Annotated in this window: 20 protein-coding genes; 12 read left to right on the top strand and 8 right to left on the bottom strand. The window is 37.4% G+C overall.

Features of this window, described 5'->3' with window-relative positions; genetic code table 11:
* The first annotated feature begins 32 nt into the window (after positions 1-32).
* The 3 genes from Q0X66_RS12345 (at position 33) to Q0X66_RS12335 (ending at position 2,810) form a co-directional block, all read left to right on the top strand.
* Entirely contained in the window at positions 33-1,151 is a 1,119-nt protein-coding gene (locus tag Q0X66_RS12345; RefSeq protein WP_297706817.1) for an adenylate kinase, read from the top strand.
* Positions 1,152-1,212: 61 nt separating this feature from the next.
* Entirely contained in the window at positions 1,213-2,214 is a 1,002-nt protein-coding gene (obgE, locus tag Q0X66_RS12340) for a GTPase ObgE (RefSeq protein WP_297706815.1), read from the top strand.
* A 56-nt stretch (positions 2,215-2,270) separates the two neighbouring features.
* On the top strand, positions 2,271-2,810 hold the full coding sequence (locus Q0X66_RS12335; protein WP_297706813.1) for a DUF4136 domain-containing protein: 540 nt from the start codon (positions 2,271-2,273) through the stop codon (positions 2,808-2,810).
* A gap of 144 nt (positions 2,811-2,954) precedes the next feature.
* Here the strand turns inward: Q0X66_RS12335 and Q0X66_RS12330 are convergent, their stop codons facing one another.
* Complete coding sequence (locus Q0X66_RS12330; RefSeq protein WP_297706811.1) at positions 2,955-3,329, bottom strand: DoxX family membrane protein; 375 nt, start codon at positions 3,327-3,329, stop codon at positions 2,955-2,957.
* Between the two features lie 199 nt (positions 3,330-3,528).
* On the opposite strand from Q0X66_RS12330, the gene Q0X66_RS12325 reads away from it, so the two are divergent.
* Positions 3,529-4,410, top strand: a complete 882-nt coding sequence (locus Q0X66_RS12325; protein WP_297706808.1) for a hypothetical protein — start codon at positions 3,529-3,531, stop codon at positions 4,408-4,410.
* Between the two features lie 35 nt (positions 4,411-4,445).
* On the opposite strand, the gene Q0X66_RS12320 is transcribed toward Q0X66_RS12325, so the two are convergent.
* Positions 4,446-5,231: an SDR family oxidoreductase gene (locus tag Q0X66_RS12320; RefSeq protein ID WP_297706806.1), complete on the bottom strand. Its 786-nt coding sequence runs from the start codon at positions 5,229-5,231 to the stop codon at positions 4,446-4,448.
* A 36-nt stretch (positions 5,232-5,267) separates the two neighbouring features.
* On the bottom strand, positions 5,268-5,591 hold the full coding sequence (locus Q0X66_RS12315) for a cupin domain-containing protein (RefSeq protein ID WP_297706804.1): 324 nt from the start codon (positions 5,589-5,591) through the stop codon (positions 5,268-5,270).
* A 141-nt stretch (positions 5,592-5,732) separates the two neighbouring features.
* Here Q0X66_RS12315 and Q0X66_RS12310 point away from each other — a divergent pair, with 141 nt between their 5' ends.
* Positions 5,733-7,094 (top strand): Mur ligase family protein, encoded by a 1,362-nt coding sequence (locus tag Q0X66_RS12310; RefSeq protein ID WP_297706802.1) that lies wholly within the window; start codon positions 5,733-5,735, stop codon positions 7,092-7,094.
* Positions 7,095-7,134: 40 nt separating this feature from the next.
* Here Q0X66_RS12310 and Q0X66_RS12305 read toward each other — a convergent pair whose 3' ends face one another.
* Positions 7,135-7,578: a DUF1569 domain-containing protein gene (locus Q0X66_RS12305; RefSeq protein WP_297706800.1), complete on the bottom strand. Its 444-nt coding sequence runs from the start codon at positions 7,576-7,578 to the stop codon at positions 7,135-7,137.
* 66 nt (positions 7,579-7,644) lie between these two features.
* Between Q0X66_RS12305 and radC the strand changes: the two genes are divergently transcribed.
* From radC to Q0X66_RS12275, 6 genes are all read left to right on the top strand, one after another.
* Positions 7,645-8,343 carry a DNA repair protein RadC gene (gene radC / locus Q0X66_RS12300; RefSeq protein ID WP_297706798.1) on the top strand — a complete coding sequence of 233 codons (699 nt, stop codon included), beginning with the start codon at positions 7,645-7,647 and terminating at the stop codon, positions 8,341-8,343.
* Between the two features lie 2 nt (positions 8,344-8,345).
* Entirely contained in the window at positions 8,346-9,641 is a 1,296-nt protein-coding gene (locus tag Q0X66_RS12295) for a polysaccharide deacetylase family protein (RefSeq protein WP_297706796.1), read from the top strand.
* Positions 9,634-10,323: a YjjG family noncanonical pyrimidine nucleotidase gene (locus Q0X66_RS12290; protein ID WP_297706794.1), complete on the top strand. Its 690-nt coding sequence runs from the start codon at positions 9,634-9,636 to the stop codon at positions 10,321-10,323. The genes Q0X66_RS12295 and Q0X66_RS12290 overlap by 8 nt, the downstream gene beginning before the upstream one ends.
* A gap of 88 nt (positions 10,324-10,411) precedes the next feature.
* Positions 10,412-10,960 (top strand): hypothetical protein, encoded by a 549-nt coding sequence (locus tag Q0X66_RS12285; protein ID WP_297706791.1) that lies wholly within the window; start codon positions 10,412-10,414, stop codon positions 10,958-10,960.
* On the top strand, positions 10,957-12,393 hold the full coding sequence (locus tag Q0X66_RS12280) for a DUF5723 family protein (protein WP_297706789.1): 1,437 nt from the start codon (positions 10,957-10,959) through the stop codon (positions 12,391-12,393). Before Q0X66_RS12285 ends, Q0X66_RS12280 begins: the two co-directional genes overlap by 4 nt.
* A 12-nt stretch (positions 12,394-12,405) precedes the next feature.
* Positions 12,406-13,257 (top strand): hypothetical protein, encoded by an 852-nt coding sequence (locus Q0X66_RS12275; RefSeq protein WP_297706787.1) that lies wholly within the window; start codon positions 12,406-12,408, stop codon positions 13,255-13,257.
* Here the strand turns inward: Q0X66_RS12275 and Q0X66_RS12270 are convergent.
* Entirely contained in the window at positions 13,254-14,525 is a 1,272-nt protein-coding gene (locus Q0X66_RS12270) for a replication-associated recombination protein A (RefSeq protein WP_297706785.1), read from the bottom strand. The genes Q0X66_RS12275 and Q0X66_RS12270 overlap by 4 nt on opposite strands.
* Positions 14,526-14,677: 152 nt before the next feature.
* Here Q0X66_RS12270 and Q0X66_RS12265 point away from each other — a divergent pair, with 152 nt between their 5' ends.
* The gene (locus tag Q0X66_RS12265; RefSeq protein WP_297706783.1) at positions 14,678-15,424 is read left to right on the top strand and encodes a rhomboid family intramembrane serine protease; all 747 of its coding nucleotides are present in this window, start codon (positions 14,678-14,680) and stop codon (positions 15,422-15,424) included.
* Position 15,425: 1 nt separating this feature from the next.
* Here Q0X66_RS12265 and rlmB read toward each other — a convergent pair whose 3' ends face one another.
* The 3 genes from rlmB to Q0X66_RS12250 form a co-directional block, all read right to left on the bottom strand.
* Positions 15,426-16,163 carry a 23S rRNA (guanosine(2251)-2'-O)-methyltransferase RlmB gene (gene rlmB, locus Q0X66_RS12260; protein ID WP_297706781.1) on the bottom strand — a complete coding sequence of 246 codons (738 nt, stop codon included), beginning with the start codon at positions 16,161-16,163 and terminating at the stop codon, positions 15,426-15,428.
* Between the two features lie 67 nt (positions 16,164-16,230).
* Entirely contained in the window at positions 16,231-17,469 is a 1,239-nt protein-coding gene (locus tag Q0X66_RS12255) for a Calx-beta domain-containing protein (protein WP_297706779.1), read from the bottom strand.
* 17 nt (positions 17,470-17,486) lie between these two features.
* A complete protein-coding gene (locus tag Q0X66_RS12250) occupies positions 17,487-18,410 on the bottom strand; it encodes a hypothetical protein (protein ID WP_297706777.1) in 924 nt (307 codons plus the stop codon).
* Positions 18,411-18,572: the final 162 nt, after the last annotated feature.

The raw sequence follows: 18,572 nt of genomic DNA, 5'->3' as shown, positions 1-18,572 counted from the left end.
ACTATCTTTGCCATCCTATAAAACCGATACCATTGATAAAGTTGCACGACAAATTGTTTAAGCCATTTCTGAAGGAAGAAGAAATACAACTTGCAATTAAGAGAATTGCCGATGAAATTGCTAAGGACTATAAAGATGAGGTACCCATATTTGTTGGGGTTCTTAACGGGGCCTTTATGTTTATTTCCGATTTATTGAAATGTTATCCCTATCCATGTGAGGTTTCATTTGTAAAATTAGCTTCATACAGGGGCCTGATATCTACCGGGATTGTTGAAACACTATTAGATCTTCCCGAAAATTTGGAAGGGAGAAGCGTGGTTATTATAGAAGATATTATTGATACCGGGAGGACCTTACAGGAATTGGTCCATTTATTTGCAGAGACGAATGTCAAGGAGTTTAAAATAGCAAGCCTGTTTTATAAACACGAAATTTACAACGGGGAATATCCCATTGACTACATTGGAATAGAAATTCCAAATAAGTTTATCGTGGGTTATGGGTTGGATTATAAAGAACAGGGAAGAAATTTTAGAGATGTATACCAACTAAACCAAAACCATATGATTAATCTTGTACTTTTTGGAAAACCAGGAGCAGGTAAGGGAACACAAGCTGCTTTTTTAAAGGATCAATATAATCTATTGCATATTTCTACCGGAGATGTTTTTAGATATAATATTAAGAACAATACCGAACTTGGGAAATTAGCACAAACCTATATGGATAAAGGCGAATTGGTTCCTGATGAGGTAACCATTAAGATGCTAAGGGATGAAGTTGAAAAACATCCTGAAGCCAACGGATTTATTTTTGACGGTTTTCCCAGAACCGTGGCCCAGGCAAAAGCACTGGATAATTTAATGGATTCAAAGGAAATGCAAATTGACGCAACTATTGCCTTAGATGCCAATGATGAAGAGCTTATACAACGTTTATTGGAAAGAGGTAAAATTAGCGGCAGAACTGATGATCAGGACGAGGATAAGATCAGAAATCGCTTTGAAGAATACAATCAAAAAACAGCTCCTCTTAAAGAGTACTATGTAGCTCAGGATAAATTCTATAGCGTTAATGGTATTGGAGCTATAGAAGAGATTACGGAGCGCCTTGGCGCCGTAATTCAGGAGATACAGGTCGAAGGGTGATCTGAATACGAACATAGACCAGATTATACTACTACCATTTTTTTAAAACGAATATTGAGCGATGACCGAAGGGAATTTTGTGGACTATGTAAAGATGTATGTTAGCTCTGGTAATGGGGGCAAAGGTTCCATGCATTTGCACAGGGAAAAATTTATAACAAAAGGCGGGCCTGACGGAGGTGATGGTGGTAGAGGAGGTCATATCATCATTCGCGGTAATGAAAACCTTTGGACACTTCTTGGGTACAAATTTAAAAGACATTTTAAGGCCGGACACGGCGAGCATGGAAGTAAAAACAGAAGTACGGGTGCCGATGGAGCGGATGTATTTTTAGACGTACCCCTGGGAACAATTGCGCGCGATTCGGAGACCAATGAATTGCTATTTGAGATTACAGCACACGGAGAAGAGATAATTGCCGCTGAAGGAGGTAAAGGCGGGCGTGGTAATTGGCACTTTAAGACAGCTACGAACCAAACCCCCAGGTATGCGCAACCCGGGATTCCAGGGCAGGAAAAACAATTGACGCTGGAACTTAAAGTTTTGGCAGATGTGGGATTGGTTGGATTTCCAAATGCCGGAAAATCTACATTACTATCAGTATTAACATCTGCAAAACCTAAAATAGCAGATTATGAATTTACTACACTTAAACCAAACCTGGGAATTGTAAAATACCGCGATTATAGGAGTTTCGTAATGGCAGATATTCCTGGTATAATAGAGGGGGCTGCAGAAGGCAAAGGATTAGGGCATTATTTTCTAAGACATATTGAACGAAATTCCATTTTACTATTTTTAATACCTGCAGATAGCAATGACATTAGCAGAGAGTATGAAATTCTGTTAAATGAACTAAAAAAGTATAATCCTGAACTTCTGGATAAAAATAGATTAGTAGCCATCTCCAAGTCCGATATGCTGGATGATGAGCTGATTGGGGAAATGAAAATTGAATTGGATAAGGATCTAAAGCAAACCCCTTATATATTTATCTCTTCTGTATCAGAATTAGGTCTTAACGACCTAAAAGATAAGCTTTGGCTGTTATTGAACGATTAAATAATACAATTTTCAGCATCGCTGGATTTTTTATTTATTTTTATATAAAATCGTTTATGAGAAATATAATAATCTTATTGGTTCTTGTATCCGTAATTTCCTGCAGTACAGTAAGGGTAAACTACGATTTTGACAAAAATGTAGATTTTAGCAATTACAGCACTTACAATTATTATCCTGAAATGCAAACCGGACTGAGTGATTTGGATTCCAAACGCCTTTATAACGCAATTGATTCAACTATGCAAATGCGCGGAATTTTATTATCTGAAGAACCGGATTTTTATATCAATATTCAAAGCAAATCTTTTGTAACTCCAAATAACAGCACGGTGGGTGTAGGAATAGGTGGCACAAGTGGCAATGTAGGAGGAGGTGTTTCTATTGGAGTTCCCGTGGGTGGTTCTAATCTGGAACGGGAATTAATTTTTGATCTGGTAGACAGCCAAAAGGATGCCTTGTTCTGGCAAGCCATAAGTCTAAGTAATTTAAGTGAAAATAGCTCGCCGAGAACCAGAGAAAAGAAGCTTTATGAAATTGTAGCCAAAGTATTTTCAAAGTATCCACCTGTCATAAAGAAGGGCAAAAATAAATAGTCCAAACTTACCTGAACAAATAAATGGCCCTGAAATAAAATATTCAGGCAGTCAATCCTATATTTTTAAGGACCGTATGAGTATATAAAAAACGGAAGTCTTTCATTTTGAAAAACTTCCGTCTTGCTAGTACACTACAACATTCTATGGTTGTAGCAATGGAGCATATTTATCCTTATAACCAAAAAGTACAGCTACATTTAATATTATCAATACCAGTGCACCCATAATATTTTCAGGGTCCAGAGTTGCATGGAATAAAACAGCATTAACAGATACACTCATTAAAATTAATGCCATCAAAGCTCCATATTTGTTGAAAATTAAAGCTATGCCTGCAACAACCTCAATAATGGCTACCAATGTGAGTGTTTTAGAGCTCATTAGTGCTCCAAAATAGGCTCCGGCGTCACCCGCTGGTGCTTCCATCGGAATAAAATGAAAAAATTTGTTGAGTCCAAATACCAGGACAAACAGCCCAAGAAGTATTCTTAGGACCATAAAGACTTTTGAATTCATAATAATTGGTTTTTTTGTTATGTCTTAAAGCTAAATATAATTTTCGAACTTTCGCGAAATTTTACTTCGTGCCCGGATTGTACAAGGCTTGGAGAAAACTACAACAGGGGCAAAAGAGTTGTCTAAGAATTTCAATCTCCTATAATTTTTAAGGAATCAAATTCGTTTACGACTTAATAGATGAGAAAAAAGATTAAGTGTGAGATACTTCGTTTTACTTTTAATTTTACTGGATTCTGTTTGCTTGAAAGCACAATTAGTTTCTGCTGATATAGCATATTCAATGGGTGCCGGGAATTACAAGCATGCCAGTGAATTATTATTACAACAACCGAACCTGTATTCTAATCCTGTTTTATTGGACAAGTTGGGTGAAACTTATGCATATCAAGAAGAATGGGACAAAGCTATTGAGATTTATAAAAAGCTTACCATCTTAGATGAAGATAACCCTTCCTACTTTTTTAATTATGGTGGAGTTTTAGCAAAAAAAGCCCAAAACAGTAATCCTTTGGTTGGACTCACTCTTTTAGGGCGCATAAAATCGAGTTTTAATAAAACCCTGGCTCTTGACCCTTATCATCCGGGAGCACACTGGGCTCTGATAGATCTTTATGTTTCATTGCCGGGAATAGTTGGCGGAAGCTATAATAAGGCTTATGAATTGGCTAAAGAACTGAAGAAGATTTCACCTATTGACAGCTATTTGGCCTTAGGCTATGTATATGAATATGACGACGAACCGCTTAAGGCTAAAACAAATTATTTAGCGGCATTGGCATTGGTGAAGGACCATACGGAATTTGCAAGAAATCATTTAAATTATCAGCTGGGTAAGGTATACAGCGATTATGGTATTCAATTAGATAGGGGAATAGAATATATGACCAGATATATTGAGAAGTATTCTATTAAAGATGGTGTGCCGCTGGAATGGGCTTATTATCGAATGGCACTTTTGTACCGGAAAAAAGGGAACATACAAAATTCTTTATTTTGGATAAATAAGGCCCTTGAAAAACGGACTGGTTTTAAAAGGGCACAGGAAGAAAAACAAAAAATTCTTGCTCTAAATAGATAAATTTTGGCCCGTATTAAATGATTAAATCCGTTTTGTTAAAGTGATTTTAATAAACCGCCATCTATGGGAATATTGGTTCCGGTTATATACGAGGCTTTATCAGAGGCAAGAAAAGCAACCAAATATCCATATTCTTGAGGATTCCCTATGCGTTTCATAGGTACCTGATCTTCCATGGCCTTGCGGACTTTATCTACGGGGATACCCATTTGTTCCGATTTCTTTTTATTCAAATCTGTGATCCGCTCCGTGTCAAAATATCCAGTTAAAATATTGTTTACCGTAATTTTATCAGAAGCAACCTCATTGGCTAACGATTTTGCCCATGTAACCACTGCGGCCCGGATAGTATTTGAAAGTACCAAATAACCCAGTGGTTCCTTTACAGATATAGAGGCCACGTTAATTATACGCCCCCATTTATTTTGCATCATGTGGTTTAGGGCCAGTTGGGTAGTGTATACAACAGATTTAAACAGCAGGTCAAAAGCCTCCTGATAATCAGAAACGTCCTTTTCTAAAGCACTGCCGGAAGAGGGTCCCTGCGTATTATTTACCAGGATGTCCACCTTATGAGTTTCAAAATATTTGGTGATTTTTTTTTGATAACTATCAAAATCCGTAAAATCTACGACCAGATAGTTATGAGGTGGTCCTTCATTATACGTCAGCTCCGTTACCATAGATTTTAATTGATCTTCACTTCGGGCCATAAGCGTAACACTGGCACCACTTACCGCCAACTGCTGAGCAATTGCTTTACCAATGCCACGGCTGCTGCCACCAATTAAAGCTCTTTTGCCTTTTAATGAAATCTGCATAAAACTATTTTTTGAAAATCTTTAAATCGAATGTTTTTAAACGCCTATATATTCTTCCCTAACCGGGCTAAAAATATCCATTAACTTACATGGCGTTAAGGCCTTGCCGCTGTGCGGGGCAAAGGGCGGAATAACTACAAGATCATCCGGTTTATAGAGTTTGGTAAGTCCATTGACAGTAAACTCAAAAGTGCCTTCTAAAACCTGCATTATTTGTTCATTTTTATGAGAATGCTCCGGGACTGTGGCACCCTCTTCTACCTCCCAATAGGCCAGAGTCATATTTTCTGTATGTATCATTTTCCCATGATAACCAGGCATAATTTCCTGAGAAGTAACTTCTGAGAGTTTTATAGTCATAATTATCCAGAACAAATATTTTCGATAACTGGCTTGTTGATCTGCTTTTGTTCCGTTACGAAGATAAAAATAATAACATGCTTAAAGAAGGTTTGAGATGCTCTTTTCAATTCCTATCTTTAGCATCTAATTTTATTGTAAATGCGCTTACATTTTATTGCAATTGGAGGTAGTGCCATGCATAATCTGGCTCTGGCCCTGCATCAGAAAGGATATGTTGTTAGCGGGAGTGATGATGTAATATTTGAACCCTCTAAAAGCAGATTGGCAAAACAAGGTATCCTCCCTTCACAGTTTGGTTGGTTTCAGGATAAGATAGATACTTCTTTAGATGCTGTTATCCTTGGTATGCATGCCAAGGCCGATAATCCTGAATTGATAAAAGCCAAACTGCTTGGTCTAAAAATCTATTCTTATCCAGAATTCCTCTACGAACAATCTAAACACAAAACTCGTGTTGTTATTGGAGGAAGTCATGGTAAGACTACCATTACATCAATGATTCTTCATGTAATGAATTATCATGGAAGGCAGGTAGATTATATGGTTGGTGCTCAATTGGAGGGATTTGACCGGATGGTACATCTTACTGAGGAAAACGATTTTATAGTTTTAGAAGGAGATGAGTATCTTTCCTCTCCTATAGACAGGCGGCCAAAGTTTCACCTGTACAGACCCAATATTGCCTTGTTAAGTGGAATAGCCTGGGATCATGTCAACGTTTTTCCCACTTTTGAAAATTATCTGGAGCAATTTCGGATTTTTGTCGATAGCATAATCAAAGGAGGGAGTATTACGTATAATGAGGAGGATGTAAATGTAAAAAGTATCGTTGAAGCTTCAGCAAATTCAATACGGAAACTTCCTTATTCTACTCCGGATTTTTTTGTTGAACACGGGAAGACTTTTTTAAATACCGGGGAAGGCCCAATGCCTTTGGAGATCTTCGGACATCATAATTTGAATAACCTGGCGGGCGCAAAGTGGATTTGTCAAAATATGGGGATTGATGAGGAAGACTTTTATGAGGCAATTACTTCATTTAAAGGCGCTTCAAAACGCCTGGAAAAGATTGGTGAAAGGGATAATACGATAATCTTCAAAGATTATGCTCATTCGCCAAGTAAAGTCGCAGCAACCACAAAGGCGGTAAAAGAACAATTCCCGGATCGAAAATTGATTGCTTGTCTGGAACTACATACCTATAGCAGTCTAAATGCCGAATTTTTAAAGGAATATAGAGGGTCTTTAAAAGAAGCAGATGTATCTGCGGTATTTTATATTCCTGAATCAGTTAAAATAAAGGGTTTGGCCGAAATAACAAAAGATCAGATAGGGCAGGCATTTCAACAGCAAGACATTAACATTTTTACCAATAGTGATTCCTTTAAAGAATTTCTTTTTGAACAGGATGTTACTAATAGTATCATATTATTCATGAGTTCCGGAAACTATGGTGGCCTGGATTTGAAGGAGATCGTAAACATGATTGAAATTAACTAAGGCTGTTTAATCAATTATTACCCTACTTTAAGCACGCCTGTCAGACCCCAAATTGCCTGAGATGGTGATCTAAATGCTTGTATTCCAGTTTACCCCATTGCTCTGGGGTAAAATCACCAAAAAATGGATGTGCATTCCAGTCCTTTCTATCTCGCAAGCTATATAGCTCTTTAATTAGTTCCAGTAACTTTTTATGTTCAACCTCAAATTCCTTTTCTTCTTTAGCCTTAGCAAAAGGTGTGGTCGGTAAGTTTTTTCGCCAGAGCTTATCACTGTACATGGATTTTTTAAAGAACCAGCTAATAATTGGATTTCCCCGTTTAGTATGTTTTTTATTCTTTATCGCGTCTTTAACGAAAATCTGACAATGCCATAGCATTTGGCCAACGCTCATTTTACCCCATAAACCTTCTGAATCCCGACTTAGTTTTTTAAATCGTTCTTCAACTTCTTTATATGTAGATTCATCAAAAATTGATTTCATGATATATTAGGTTGGATTTTACGAATGAAATTTACAATATTTTTTTTTGTTGATTATCTTTAGGCCATGCAACAAAAACCTTCTTCTTTTTCCATTAAGAATTGGTCTGACGATGACAAACCAAGGGAAAAACTATTGCATAAAGGTCGTTCAGTACTTTCAAATGCCGAGCTACTAGCTATATTGATTGGTTCAGGGACCAAAAATGAAACGGCAGTAGCTCTTTCCAAAAGAATTTTGGCCTCCACCAATAATAACCTAAACGAATTGGGTAAGGTATCCATAAAACAATTAATGAAATTTAAAGGTATTGGCGAGGCGAAGGCCGTATCTATTGCAGCGGCTTTAGAGATAGGAAGAAGGAGGCAAAATGAGAAGGCGATGGTGAAGGTGCAGATCTCCGGTAGTCAGGCGGTTTTTGATCTTCTGCAACCCTTGGTTGCAGACCTTCCTCACGAGGAGTTTTGGATTGTTTACCTGAATAACTCAAATAAGGTTATACATAAGGCTCAATTAAGTAAGGGAGGTATAACCGGCACCTTGGTCGACGTTCGTTTAGTAATGAAACAAGCACTGGAATTAGGGGCTGTGTCATTAATATTAGCCCATAATCATCCGTCAGGGGCACTTAAACCTAGTGAGGCCGATAAAAAAATCACAAATAAACTTCAGAAAGCTTCCGAAGCCATGGATATCAGGGTACTAGATCACGTAATTATTACCCAAAACAAATACTATAGCTTTGCCGATAATAATTTGATATAAATATGCTTTTGATATATACCCATAAAATTACTCCACGTTTCAGTTACACCATGAAACAAGTTCTCACAAGGATACTTGGGATAGATATCATTTTCACTACAAAGGTTGAGGATTTTATCAAACATACCGGACCCAGGATCACTTACAGCAAACAACCTTTGCAGAATGAGTTTTTTGTCAGAAGCAATGAACTGTTATTTGTACATGGGATAAATGATTTACAAATAGCTGTTGAAGACTGGGAGGGAACCCCTTGTTTTTTCAGGACAAATGAACCTAGTGCTATTCCCTATGATATTTTTTCGGCAAGCTTTTATCTTTTAACGAGATATGAAGAGTACTTACCATACCTAAAAGACACACATGGCAGGTTTCCGCCATTAGAAAGTATTGCTTCTACTTTTAACTTTATGCAATTACCTGTTGTGGATATTTGGGCATACAAATTTCTTGATAAGCTTAAAGAACGTTTTCCTAATGTAGTTAGTAAAAAACGCAAGTATCAACATACTTCTATTATTGATGTTACTTCTTCACACTGTTTTGCACATAGAGGGCCTATGAGGGGCTTAGCAGGCTTGTTGTATGACTTAGGCACTTTTAAGTTGAAGCGTGTAGTACAGCGCACTTCTGTATGGCTAAAGATCAAAAAAGATCCTTATAATAACTACGCCAGCTTAATAGAGATTCAGAAGAAATATCAAATAAAGAGTATATTCTTTTTTCAGTTCGCCAATTATTCAACATATGATAAAAATGTATCACCCGAAAATAATAATTTTAAATACCTGATTAAATCTGTGGCGGACTATAGCTTGGTATCTCTGGCAGCTTCATATAGTTCATTTAAGGATATTGAATTATTAAAAGAAGAAAAAAAGAGGTTATCCAATGTGGTACACAGGCCAATAAATTATTCAAGGATGAGATATAACAGGGTAGATATTCCTCATACTTACAGAAACCTTGTAGAAGCAGAATTTACTGATGATTACACTATGGGATATACTCATGAAATGGGCTTTAGAGCAGGTACATGTACGCCTTTTTATTTCTATGATATTACAATGGAAGAAAAACAACCAATAAAAATTCACCCCTTCGCTGTTCATGACTATGCTTTACTCAATTCCAATTCCGAAGATGAAGCACTTGACAAGATCCGTATTTATTATGATCAGGTAAAAAAGGTTAACGGACACTTTATTACTATTTTTTCTAACGAATTATTGGGTGGAGATCAGGCGATTAACTGGTTAAATTTATACAATAAAGTTATTGAGAAGTATCATGTATAGCCAAAGTATTTCAGATATATTTTTTGATTTGGACCATACACTTTGGGATTTTGAAAGGAATTCTGCCCTGACATTCCAAAAAATATTTACTGAAGTTGAAATAAACGTTAATCTCTCCAAATTCTTGGAAGTCTACGTGCCGGCGAATCTCGCATTTTGGAAATTATATCGCGAAGATAAAATTAAGAAACCGGAATTGCGTTTTCAAAGGCTAAAAACAACTTTTGATGCTATTCAATACGACATTAAAGACGAAGTTATAGATATTTTATCGGCGGAATATATTACTAATCTTGCCTCATACAATAACCTTTTGCCACATACAATTGAAATTCTGGATTATTTAAAACCAAAATATAAACTGCATATCATTACAAACGGATTTGAAGAAGTACAGACTAAAAAATTGGTAAACTCAAATATATTTGGCTATTTTGACCAGGTTATTAATTCTGAAATGGCTGGAGTAAAAAAACCCAATCCGGAAATTTTTGAACTCGCACTAAAAAAAGCTAATACTGCAGCGGATAAGTCATTAATGGTTGGTGATAATATTGAGGCGGACATACTAGGGGCCAAGGCTGTAGGACTTCATACTTTACATTTTAATGCCCACAATGATCCGAAACATGAACATTGCGTTACGATTCATAATTTACGTGAAATAAAAAACTATTTATAGAGTTATATAGGGGAGAATAACATAGGAGGCAATACCTATTTAGGTGGTTTCAATAAATAATTAACCATTTTAAAACTGGTATATAGCAATGAAGTATATCCCAAAATATCTATTTACCATTATTTTCTGTGTTGGAATATTAGGTTCCTGTGCGGAAAAACAGGATTTTGATCAATTGGATGATCTTGAGGTTACTCCTACCACAGAAGCCAGTATTCTATATGTTGAGACCCCTGAGCGAATCATTAATCAGGTAAGCGGGATAAATTTTTACTCTCAAACATTTAATTTTGATGCCTTTAGCGAAGAGTTTTTTGCTGATAATGTCTTAGATGGTGTTGTAACGTATGAAGTGGAAAATACAACAAGTAAACCTCTTGATATCACTTTTGAATTTTTAGATGATACGGGAAATTCATTGGATTCTGAAAATTTTACCGTTAATGCCGCCCCAACTGCAATATTACAACGCGAAATTGCTTATGGACCGGCCGGAAGGAGCCTGGATATTATTAGAAACACCTCTGCCATTAGGGTAAGTGCCATAAATTTAGGTGATAATACCAGTGTATCTGCTTTACCTAACCCAACAGTTTTCTTAAGATCGAGCGCTAAATTCAGGATTCAGCTAAAATGATAAGAAGCCTGGTCCTTTTTATTACCCTCATTGTGGGGTACATGACTATCCACGCCCAGAATAAAGAGGTGTTATATGATTTCATTGAGATTCCACAGGCTTTAATGGTTAACCCGGGGATGAATACCATTTATAATTGGTATGCAGGAGTCCCATTAATATCTGGTATATATGTGCAGGGAGCAACCAGCGGACTTACAGTGAATGATATTTTTGCTGCCGATGGGCTTGATATTAATCAGAAAGTAAGGGATCGTGCATTGTATTCATTGAGCAAACGTGATGAAGTAAATGGAATCTTTCAGGTTGATATATTAAATGGTGGATTCCGTGGACAAAAGGACCCGGCGAATTTCTTCTCATTTGGAATGTATGTTGAAGGCTACGCCCTGAATTATTGGCCAAAAGACCTTGCAATTTTAGCTTATGAAGGTAATGCGGACAGATTGGGACAAAGATTTGATCTAAATGATCTTAATGCCAGTGGACAATTGATAAATGTCTTGCATTTCGGAATTAATAGACAAATAAAAAACAATCTCACTTTGGGTGCCCGGATCAAATTGTATTCTGGTATTGTAGATATTAATTCAACAAATAATAGTGGTTATTTCGAGACCACAGCAGGGCAGAATAATTTGTTGAGGAATACCCTGGTTTCGGATATGCGATTAAGAACTTCGGGCCTGGAAGCTCTTTTAGATGCCAATGATAATGGTGGAGGCATAGCAAGTCTACTTACAAAAAGAGGACTTTTTGGTGGTGATCCAGGGCTTGGTTTTGACTTCGGAGTTACTTATAATCTCAATAAACAAACCGTAATCACCGGAAGTCTTTTAGATATCGGATTATTATATCACATTTCTGATGTAACTAATTACACGCTTGAGGGGAGTGCCTCAATTGAGGGGGTAGAAATTATTTTGCCGGAAGCACTTGGCGATCCTAATGCCGATTTTTGGGAAGATCTGGTGAATGAAATTGAAGAGTTAGTTCCTTTTGAAGAAAACAGTAAAAACTATGTCACTTTAAGGCCGATAAAATTCTATTCGTCCATTCGCTATAATTTTGGCAAACAAGGAGAACCAACTGAAGTTTGCGATTGTGAAAATCAAACTGATAGTAGTGACAGATCTTTATATTATCTGAACAGTGTAGGAGGGCAATTGTATGCTATAAACAGGCCACGGGGTCCGCAGTTTGCGGTAACCGCATTTTATCAAAGAAGATTTGCCAAAGCCCTTGCACTAAAAGCGACTTATACCGTTGATAAATTCACCGCTTCCAATATAGGTTTGGGCATAAGCGTCCAGGCCGGACCTGTGAACCTATATATTATGGGAGATAATTTATTGGCCTATGGTAATATCGCCGACGGCAACTACGCTTCTTTTCAATTAGGATTAAATATCATATCTTGGGAGGTAAATTGAGATTTAATTAAAATGAAGAATATTTTTTACTGCCTGTTTTTAGTTTTTGCCTTTTCATATGGGCTACAAGCCCAATTAAATGATTATAAATACATAATTGTTCCAAAAAGTTTTGAGGGTTTTAAGTATCCGAATCAATACAAAACCAGTACTCTTATAAAACACCTTTTTACAAAAAAAGGATTCCAGACTTATTATGAAGATGATCGTGATCCTGAACTTAATTCAAACAGATGTCTGGGCCTCCTGGTGCGATTAAATCATAAATCCGGTATGTTTATTACCAAAGCTACTATTAGTCTCGAGGATTGCAATTCCAAAAAGATCTTTACAAGCCTGCAGGGAAGCAGCAAAGAAAAGGATTTCGCATTGAGTTATAAAGAAGCCATTGAGATGGCCTTTACATCGATTGATGCACTGGACTATAGCTATAATCCTGTACCTGGCAAAAGTGTCACAGCTAATGCTACAAATCCCGGGGCAGACGAAAAAAGTACATTAGTACCAGATACGGCGACACAAACACCAATTCCTTCCCAAGAGAATACAGGGCAGGCAGTAGTGGCAGAAAATGCTACAACAATGACGGTTGAACCTAAGGCAGTCGAAGCAGAGGCAATGAGTACCATTACCGAAACTTCAGAGAAACATGTATTGTATGCACAACAAATTTCCAATGGTTATCAGTTAGTGGATAGTTCACCAAAAATTCGTTTAAAAATATACAAAACATCCAACCCGGAGGTTTATATTGGTATAAATGAACAAGGAAATGGTATTGTGTATAAACGTGGTTCCCAATGGTATTTTGAATATTATGAGGCAGACAAATTACAAATTGAAGAACTGACTATTAAATTCTAATATTTATCCTTCCATCGTTTTTTGAGAAATTCTTTGAGCGCTATCTCTCTTTTATTATCACCAGGCACATAAAAGGCAGTTCCCTTTAATTCGTCGGGCAGGAATTCCTGCTCTTTAAAATTATCCTTATAGTCATGAGCATATTTATAGTTTTCACCATATCCCAGTTCCTTCATTAACTTGGTAGGAGCGTTCCTTAATGGTAAGGGAACAGATAAATCTCCCGTATCCCTAACAGATTCCTGAGCCTTTTTAATGGCCATATAACTCGTGTTACTCTTTGGTGAAGTAGCCAGATAAACAGCACACTGGCTAAGCAGAATTCTGGCCTCGGGATATCCAATTGTATTAACCGCCTGAAAAGTTGAATTTGCAAAAACCAAGGCGGTAGGGTTGGCCATACCAATGTCTTCAGAGGCGGATATTAATAAACGTCTTGCTATAAACTTTACATCTTCTCCACCTTCAATCATTCTGGCAAGCCAATAGACGGCACCATTCGGGTCACTGCCGCGGATAGATTTTATAAAAGCAGAAACTATATCGTAGTGTTGTTCCCCTGTTTTATCATATAATACAGTGTTTTTCTGGACCTTATGCATTACCAGTTTATCTGTGATAACAATATCCTTTTTATCTTCAGAGGAGACTACCAATTCGAATATATTAAGCAGTTTTCTGCCATCTCCCCCGGAAAGCCGCAAAAGTGCTTCAGTTTCTTCGAGCTTAATATTTTTCGACTTCAACATTATATCTTCAGCTATAGCCCTTTGTAATAAAACTTCCAGGTCCTTTTTCCCAAATGAATTAAGTATGTAGACCTGACAACGCGACAAAAGTGCCGGTATAACTTCAAAACTCGGATTTTCCGTAGTTGCCCCAATGAGTGTCACCAGGCCTTTTTCCACGGCCCCTAATAAAGAATCCTGCTGTGATTTACTAAATCGATGGATCTCATCAATAAATAAGATTGGATTTTTAGAAGTAAATAAACCACCACTTTGTTTTGCTTTATCTATTACTTCCCGGATATCTTTAACCCCACTGTTTATGGCGCTTAATGTATAAAAGGGTCGTTCGCTTTCATTTGCAATAATATGTGCTAAGGTGGTTTTCCCGGTTCCCGGCGGTCCCCAAAGAATTAATGAAGGAATATTTCCTTTTTTTATCTGGGTTGTTAAAGAACCATCTGCACCAACTAAATGCTGCTGACTTATATATTCCTCAAGAGTTTTTGGGCGTACCCGTTCTGCAAGTGGTTCATTCATATGATAAATGTAATAAATACGTTTTAACCTTGTACGTTAACTAAATTTATAATAAAGATGGTGCTTCTATAAACAAAAAGATTGCCCTGACAATTTATCATGTTTTGCATTTATGGCCAATAATTTGAAGAAATAAAACGTAATTTAATCTTATGTCGGAGGAAACCTATTTTAAATTTTCGAATAAAGTGCTTCTGGTACCTATGATAGCAGTATTATTAATTTGGACTGTTTTTTGGGTGGAGATTCGATTTCAGATCAATTTAAATCAGTACGGCATATTTCCACGTAGTTTAAAGGGATTAAGAGGCGTACTTTTTAGTCCGTTTTTGCATGGTTCAATAGAACACCTCTACAATAATACAATACCCTTAGCAATTCTAACTGCTTCTTTGGTCTATTTTTATAGAAGTATCTCCTCAAAAGTATTGCTGTGGGGAGTACTACTTTCCGGTTTGTTAACATGGATTATTGGCAGACCATCCTATCATATTGGAGCTAGTGGCCTAATTTATGTGTTGGCCAGTTTTATTTTTTTCAAAGGGATCTTTACCAAACATTACAGGCTTGTGGCACTTTCATTAGTGGTAGTATTTATTTACGGCAGTTTATTATGGTTTATATTTCCTCTGCAGGAGGATATTTCCTGGGAGGGTCATTTGTCGGGATTTATTACCGGTTTACTCCTGGCCCTGTTATTAAAGGCTAAAATTCCCCTTGTTAAAAAGTATGCCTGGGAATTAGAAAATTACAATGAAGAGGAAGATGAATTTTTAAAACAATTTGATGAACACGGAAATTTTATTGAAAGTAAAGATGAGGTTTTAGAATCAGAAGAAAAACCCTTTAAAATAACCTACCATTTCAGGGAAAATAAAACTAAAGGCAATCAAAAGTAAATTAAATTACTCTTTGGCGTACTGCTTCATATAAAAAAACACCGCAGGCCACGGATACATTCAGAGAGGCAATTTCACCCATAAGAGGCAGTTTTGCCTTATGATCTACAGTTTTAAGAATTGAAGGGGATATTCCGGAATCTTCTGATCCCATAATAATGGCAGAAGGAATTTTAAAATTTATGTCGTAAATACTGTGTTCCGTTTTTTCAGTAGCAGCAATTACCTGTATTCCTGACGCCTGTAAATAAAAAACCGCATCTTTTAGATGACCTATTTTAGCTATTGGAACCTTAAAAGCAGCTCCCGCCGAAGTTTTTATAGTGTCTTCTGTTACCGGTGCCGCTCCTTTTTTTTGAATGACAATCCCATCAACACCGGTACATTCGGCCGTACGTATTATTGCGCCAAAGTTTCTTACATCAGACAGTTGGTCCAAAAGGAGAAACAAAGGAGATTCTTTCTTTTGCAGTACCTCTTCAACCAGGGTTTCAAAGTTGTAAAATTCAATTGGCGAAATATTAGCAATTACTCCCTGGTGGTTATTTTTGGAAAGTCTGTTCAATTTCTCTATCGGAACATATGAAAAGCTAATTCCATTTTCCCTTATCAAGGATTCCAATTCTTTATAGAGATTACCCCCCAGGCCTCTTTGTATAAATATTTTATCTATGGGGCTATTAGAATTAATAGCTTCAATAACGGTTCTTATACCGTAAATACGCGAAGATTTTTGCATGGCACAAAGTTAAAATAAAAAACCACCCGCAAGATAGCAGGTGGTTTTAACTATTAATAACTTTTTCCTATTGAGGGGTGTAAACCGCATCAACAAAATCGCCATAAACATTGTCAATTCTTATGGTAAGAGTTCCATCTGTATTGACAGTTCCTGTCAACGTTTGTCCACCGCCAAAAATATCTGTCCAACTCGCTGATATACCTGCACATACGTCGACCGTCAAAACTTGTGGTTCAGGTTCGGTATTGCCGTAAATGGAATACCAGTCGATATAAACACCAGCCCACCCATCAGAAAGGGTAAAGGTGCCATCACCGTTGTCGGTAATAGTTGCCGTAGATGCAAAGTTTACCAGGGGGTTGTTTACTGGGCCTGAGTCTTGTGCTACACCGTTGCTCACTACGTCATAGGTGCCAGAAATATCCTGAGTAAAAGCACTACTTTCCCCTACGTACTCTACATCATATGTACTACCTGTTTTGGTAAGCTTAACTAGAATAACATTACTAGCTGCACATGTCAAATCTGTATTCAAGGCCGCAGGAAAAAAATAAGTTTCCTCTTCGGAAACACCAGCCTGAGCTAAAGTTACAGTCAGGTCCAAATCGCGTGAGAAATCAGCTGCAGCAAAGAAATCAGCTACAAGATAATATTCGCCATCAGGTGTATCTTCAGTTATTACTAAAGTTTCAAATGCGCCTCCATCAGCACCATCAATAATGGTCGTATAAGGTACATCTGTAAGTAAAAAGCGCAAATCTGCAAGGTCTGTCGGGTCGATTTCATTCCCCGACTCATCAAAAACAGGTTCCGAAGCTTCCCAGGACAGGCCGGTTGCTAAATCTCCACTTGCCAAATTTAAGATATTAAAAGTGACCGTAGTTGAGGTAAACGAGGCATTAGCTGTTTGATTTCCGGACCCAATAGTTATAATAGCAGTTTCCGGGCCTTCAGCAAGCTCATCTGATAAAATGGTAATAGTGCCCGTGGCAGATAATGTGTTAGCAGGGATAAGGATACTTCCCGGCATGGTAAAATCTTCTCCCTCGGTAGCAGTACCACCTGTCTGACTCAGAAAAACTTTTACATCTACTATTTGAGTTTCACTCAAACTTACTGTAAAATCAAATGTTTCGTCCCCTTCAATTATTGTAGTTGGATTGCTGAAACCAAGAGAAACACTTCCCGTTGGTTCCGTTGGAACCATGGTACTTGCATTCTGTAAATCATCTTCGTTGCAGCTTGCCAGGGTAAGCAGTGCAATCGTCAATCCTAAAATGTTCTTTAAATATATATTTTTCATTACGGTATTTTTAGTGATTAGTCAACAACTTTTTGTAAAACCTGATAAAATTCTCTCGGTCCGGAACCGGCGGTAAAGTAGCCGTATGTCATGTATAAAATGTCTGCCCCGTTAACGTCATCACGCACTACATAATTTGTTAAGCTTGGGTCGCAGGGTACATTGGTCAAATCTCCCGGATTTAACTGGCAGGTAGTCAAAGGTTGTCCATTGCCTGTTTGTGCATCTCCTTCTGGTGTTTCCGGTGGATAACTAATTACATCGTTCTCGTCTATTTGAAAATACCATATATTACCATCAAATGGTCCAAAGTAATCTACTATCTGATACGTAGTGGCATCTATAGATAGGATTGTAAATTGATCTGGCCATCCCACATCATCCCTATTTACACCTATTCTGTAATAAAGTTGGTCAATAATATTGTAGGTCCCGGCAAAGCGGGTGCCAACAGACACTGTTGAAGCAGCTGCACTTTGTACTGTTTGCCCGGTTGACAATGAAGGACGATACGTTAAAGTAAAGGAGTCTCCAATGTTTAACCCTGAATCACTGGCAGGAAGGGGAGTTCCATCAATAGAAAGACCTGCAATTAAGTCTTCGTATTTAAATGAGTATTCAAACGGAACAGTTGCAAAACTTTCCTGCGGGATTGTAAGGGTGGTCAATAAGGCCTCATTACTAACGGCGCCGGTAGCTGATGACCTGAAACTAACAACTACATCCATGCTAGGGACACTTACTGTTCCCTGATAAATAGAGCCACTTGCGATATATGTACCATCGTTACCTACAACATAGGCAATAGTAGGTGTGGCATTATTGACAAGACCACCAACAGACTCTATAAAAATAGCTTCGTTTTCTGGTAGATCCTGGTTGCAAGATTGTAACACAAAAGCAACAGAAAGAATTAGCGTTAAATATTTTATATTTTTCATCTTTTATATTTTAAAATTAATTATCCCACCAAACTGGAGTTGTTAATGCGTCCGCACCCTGGCTAGATACCGCTGCTTTATAGTTGTCACCATTCAAGGACTCTTCAATATTAGGATAAGTAAACCTAACAGGTATAGATCCGAGATCATTCTCAATAGCAG

The organism is uncultured Eudoraea sp. (assembly GCF_947260015.1).
Taxonomy (GTDB): Bacteria; Bacteroidota; Bacteroidia; order Flavobacteriales; family Flavobacteriaceae; genus Eudoraea.
Note: the sequence above shows the minus strand (reverse complement) of the source record. Positions and strands in the feature narration are given on the sequence as shown.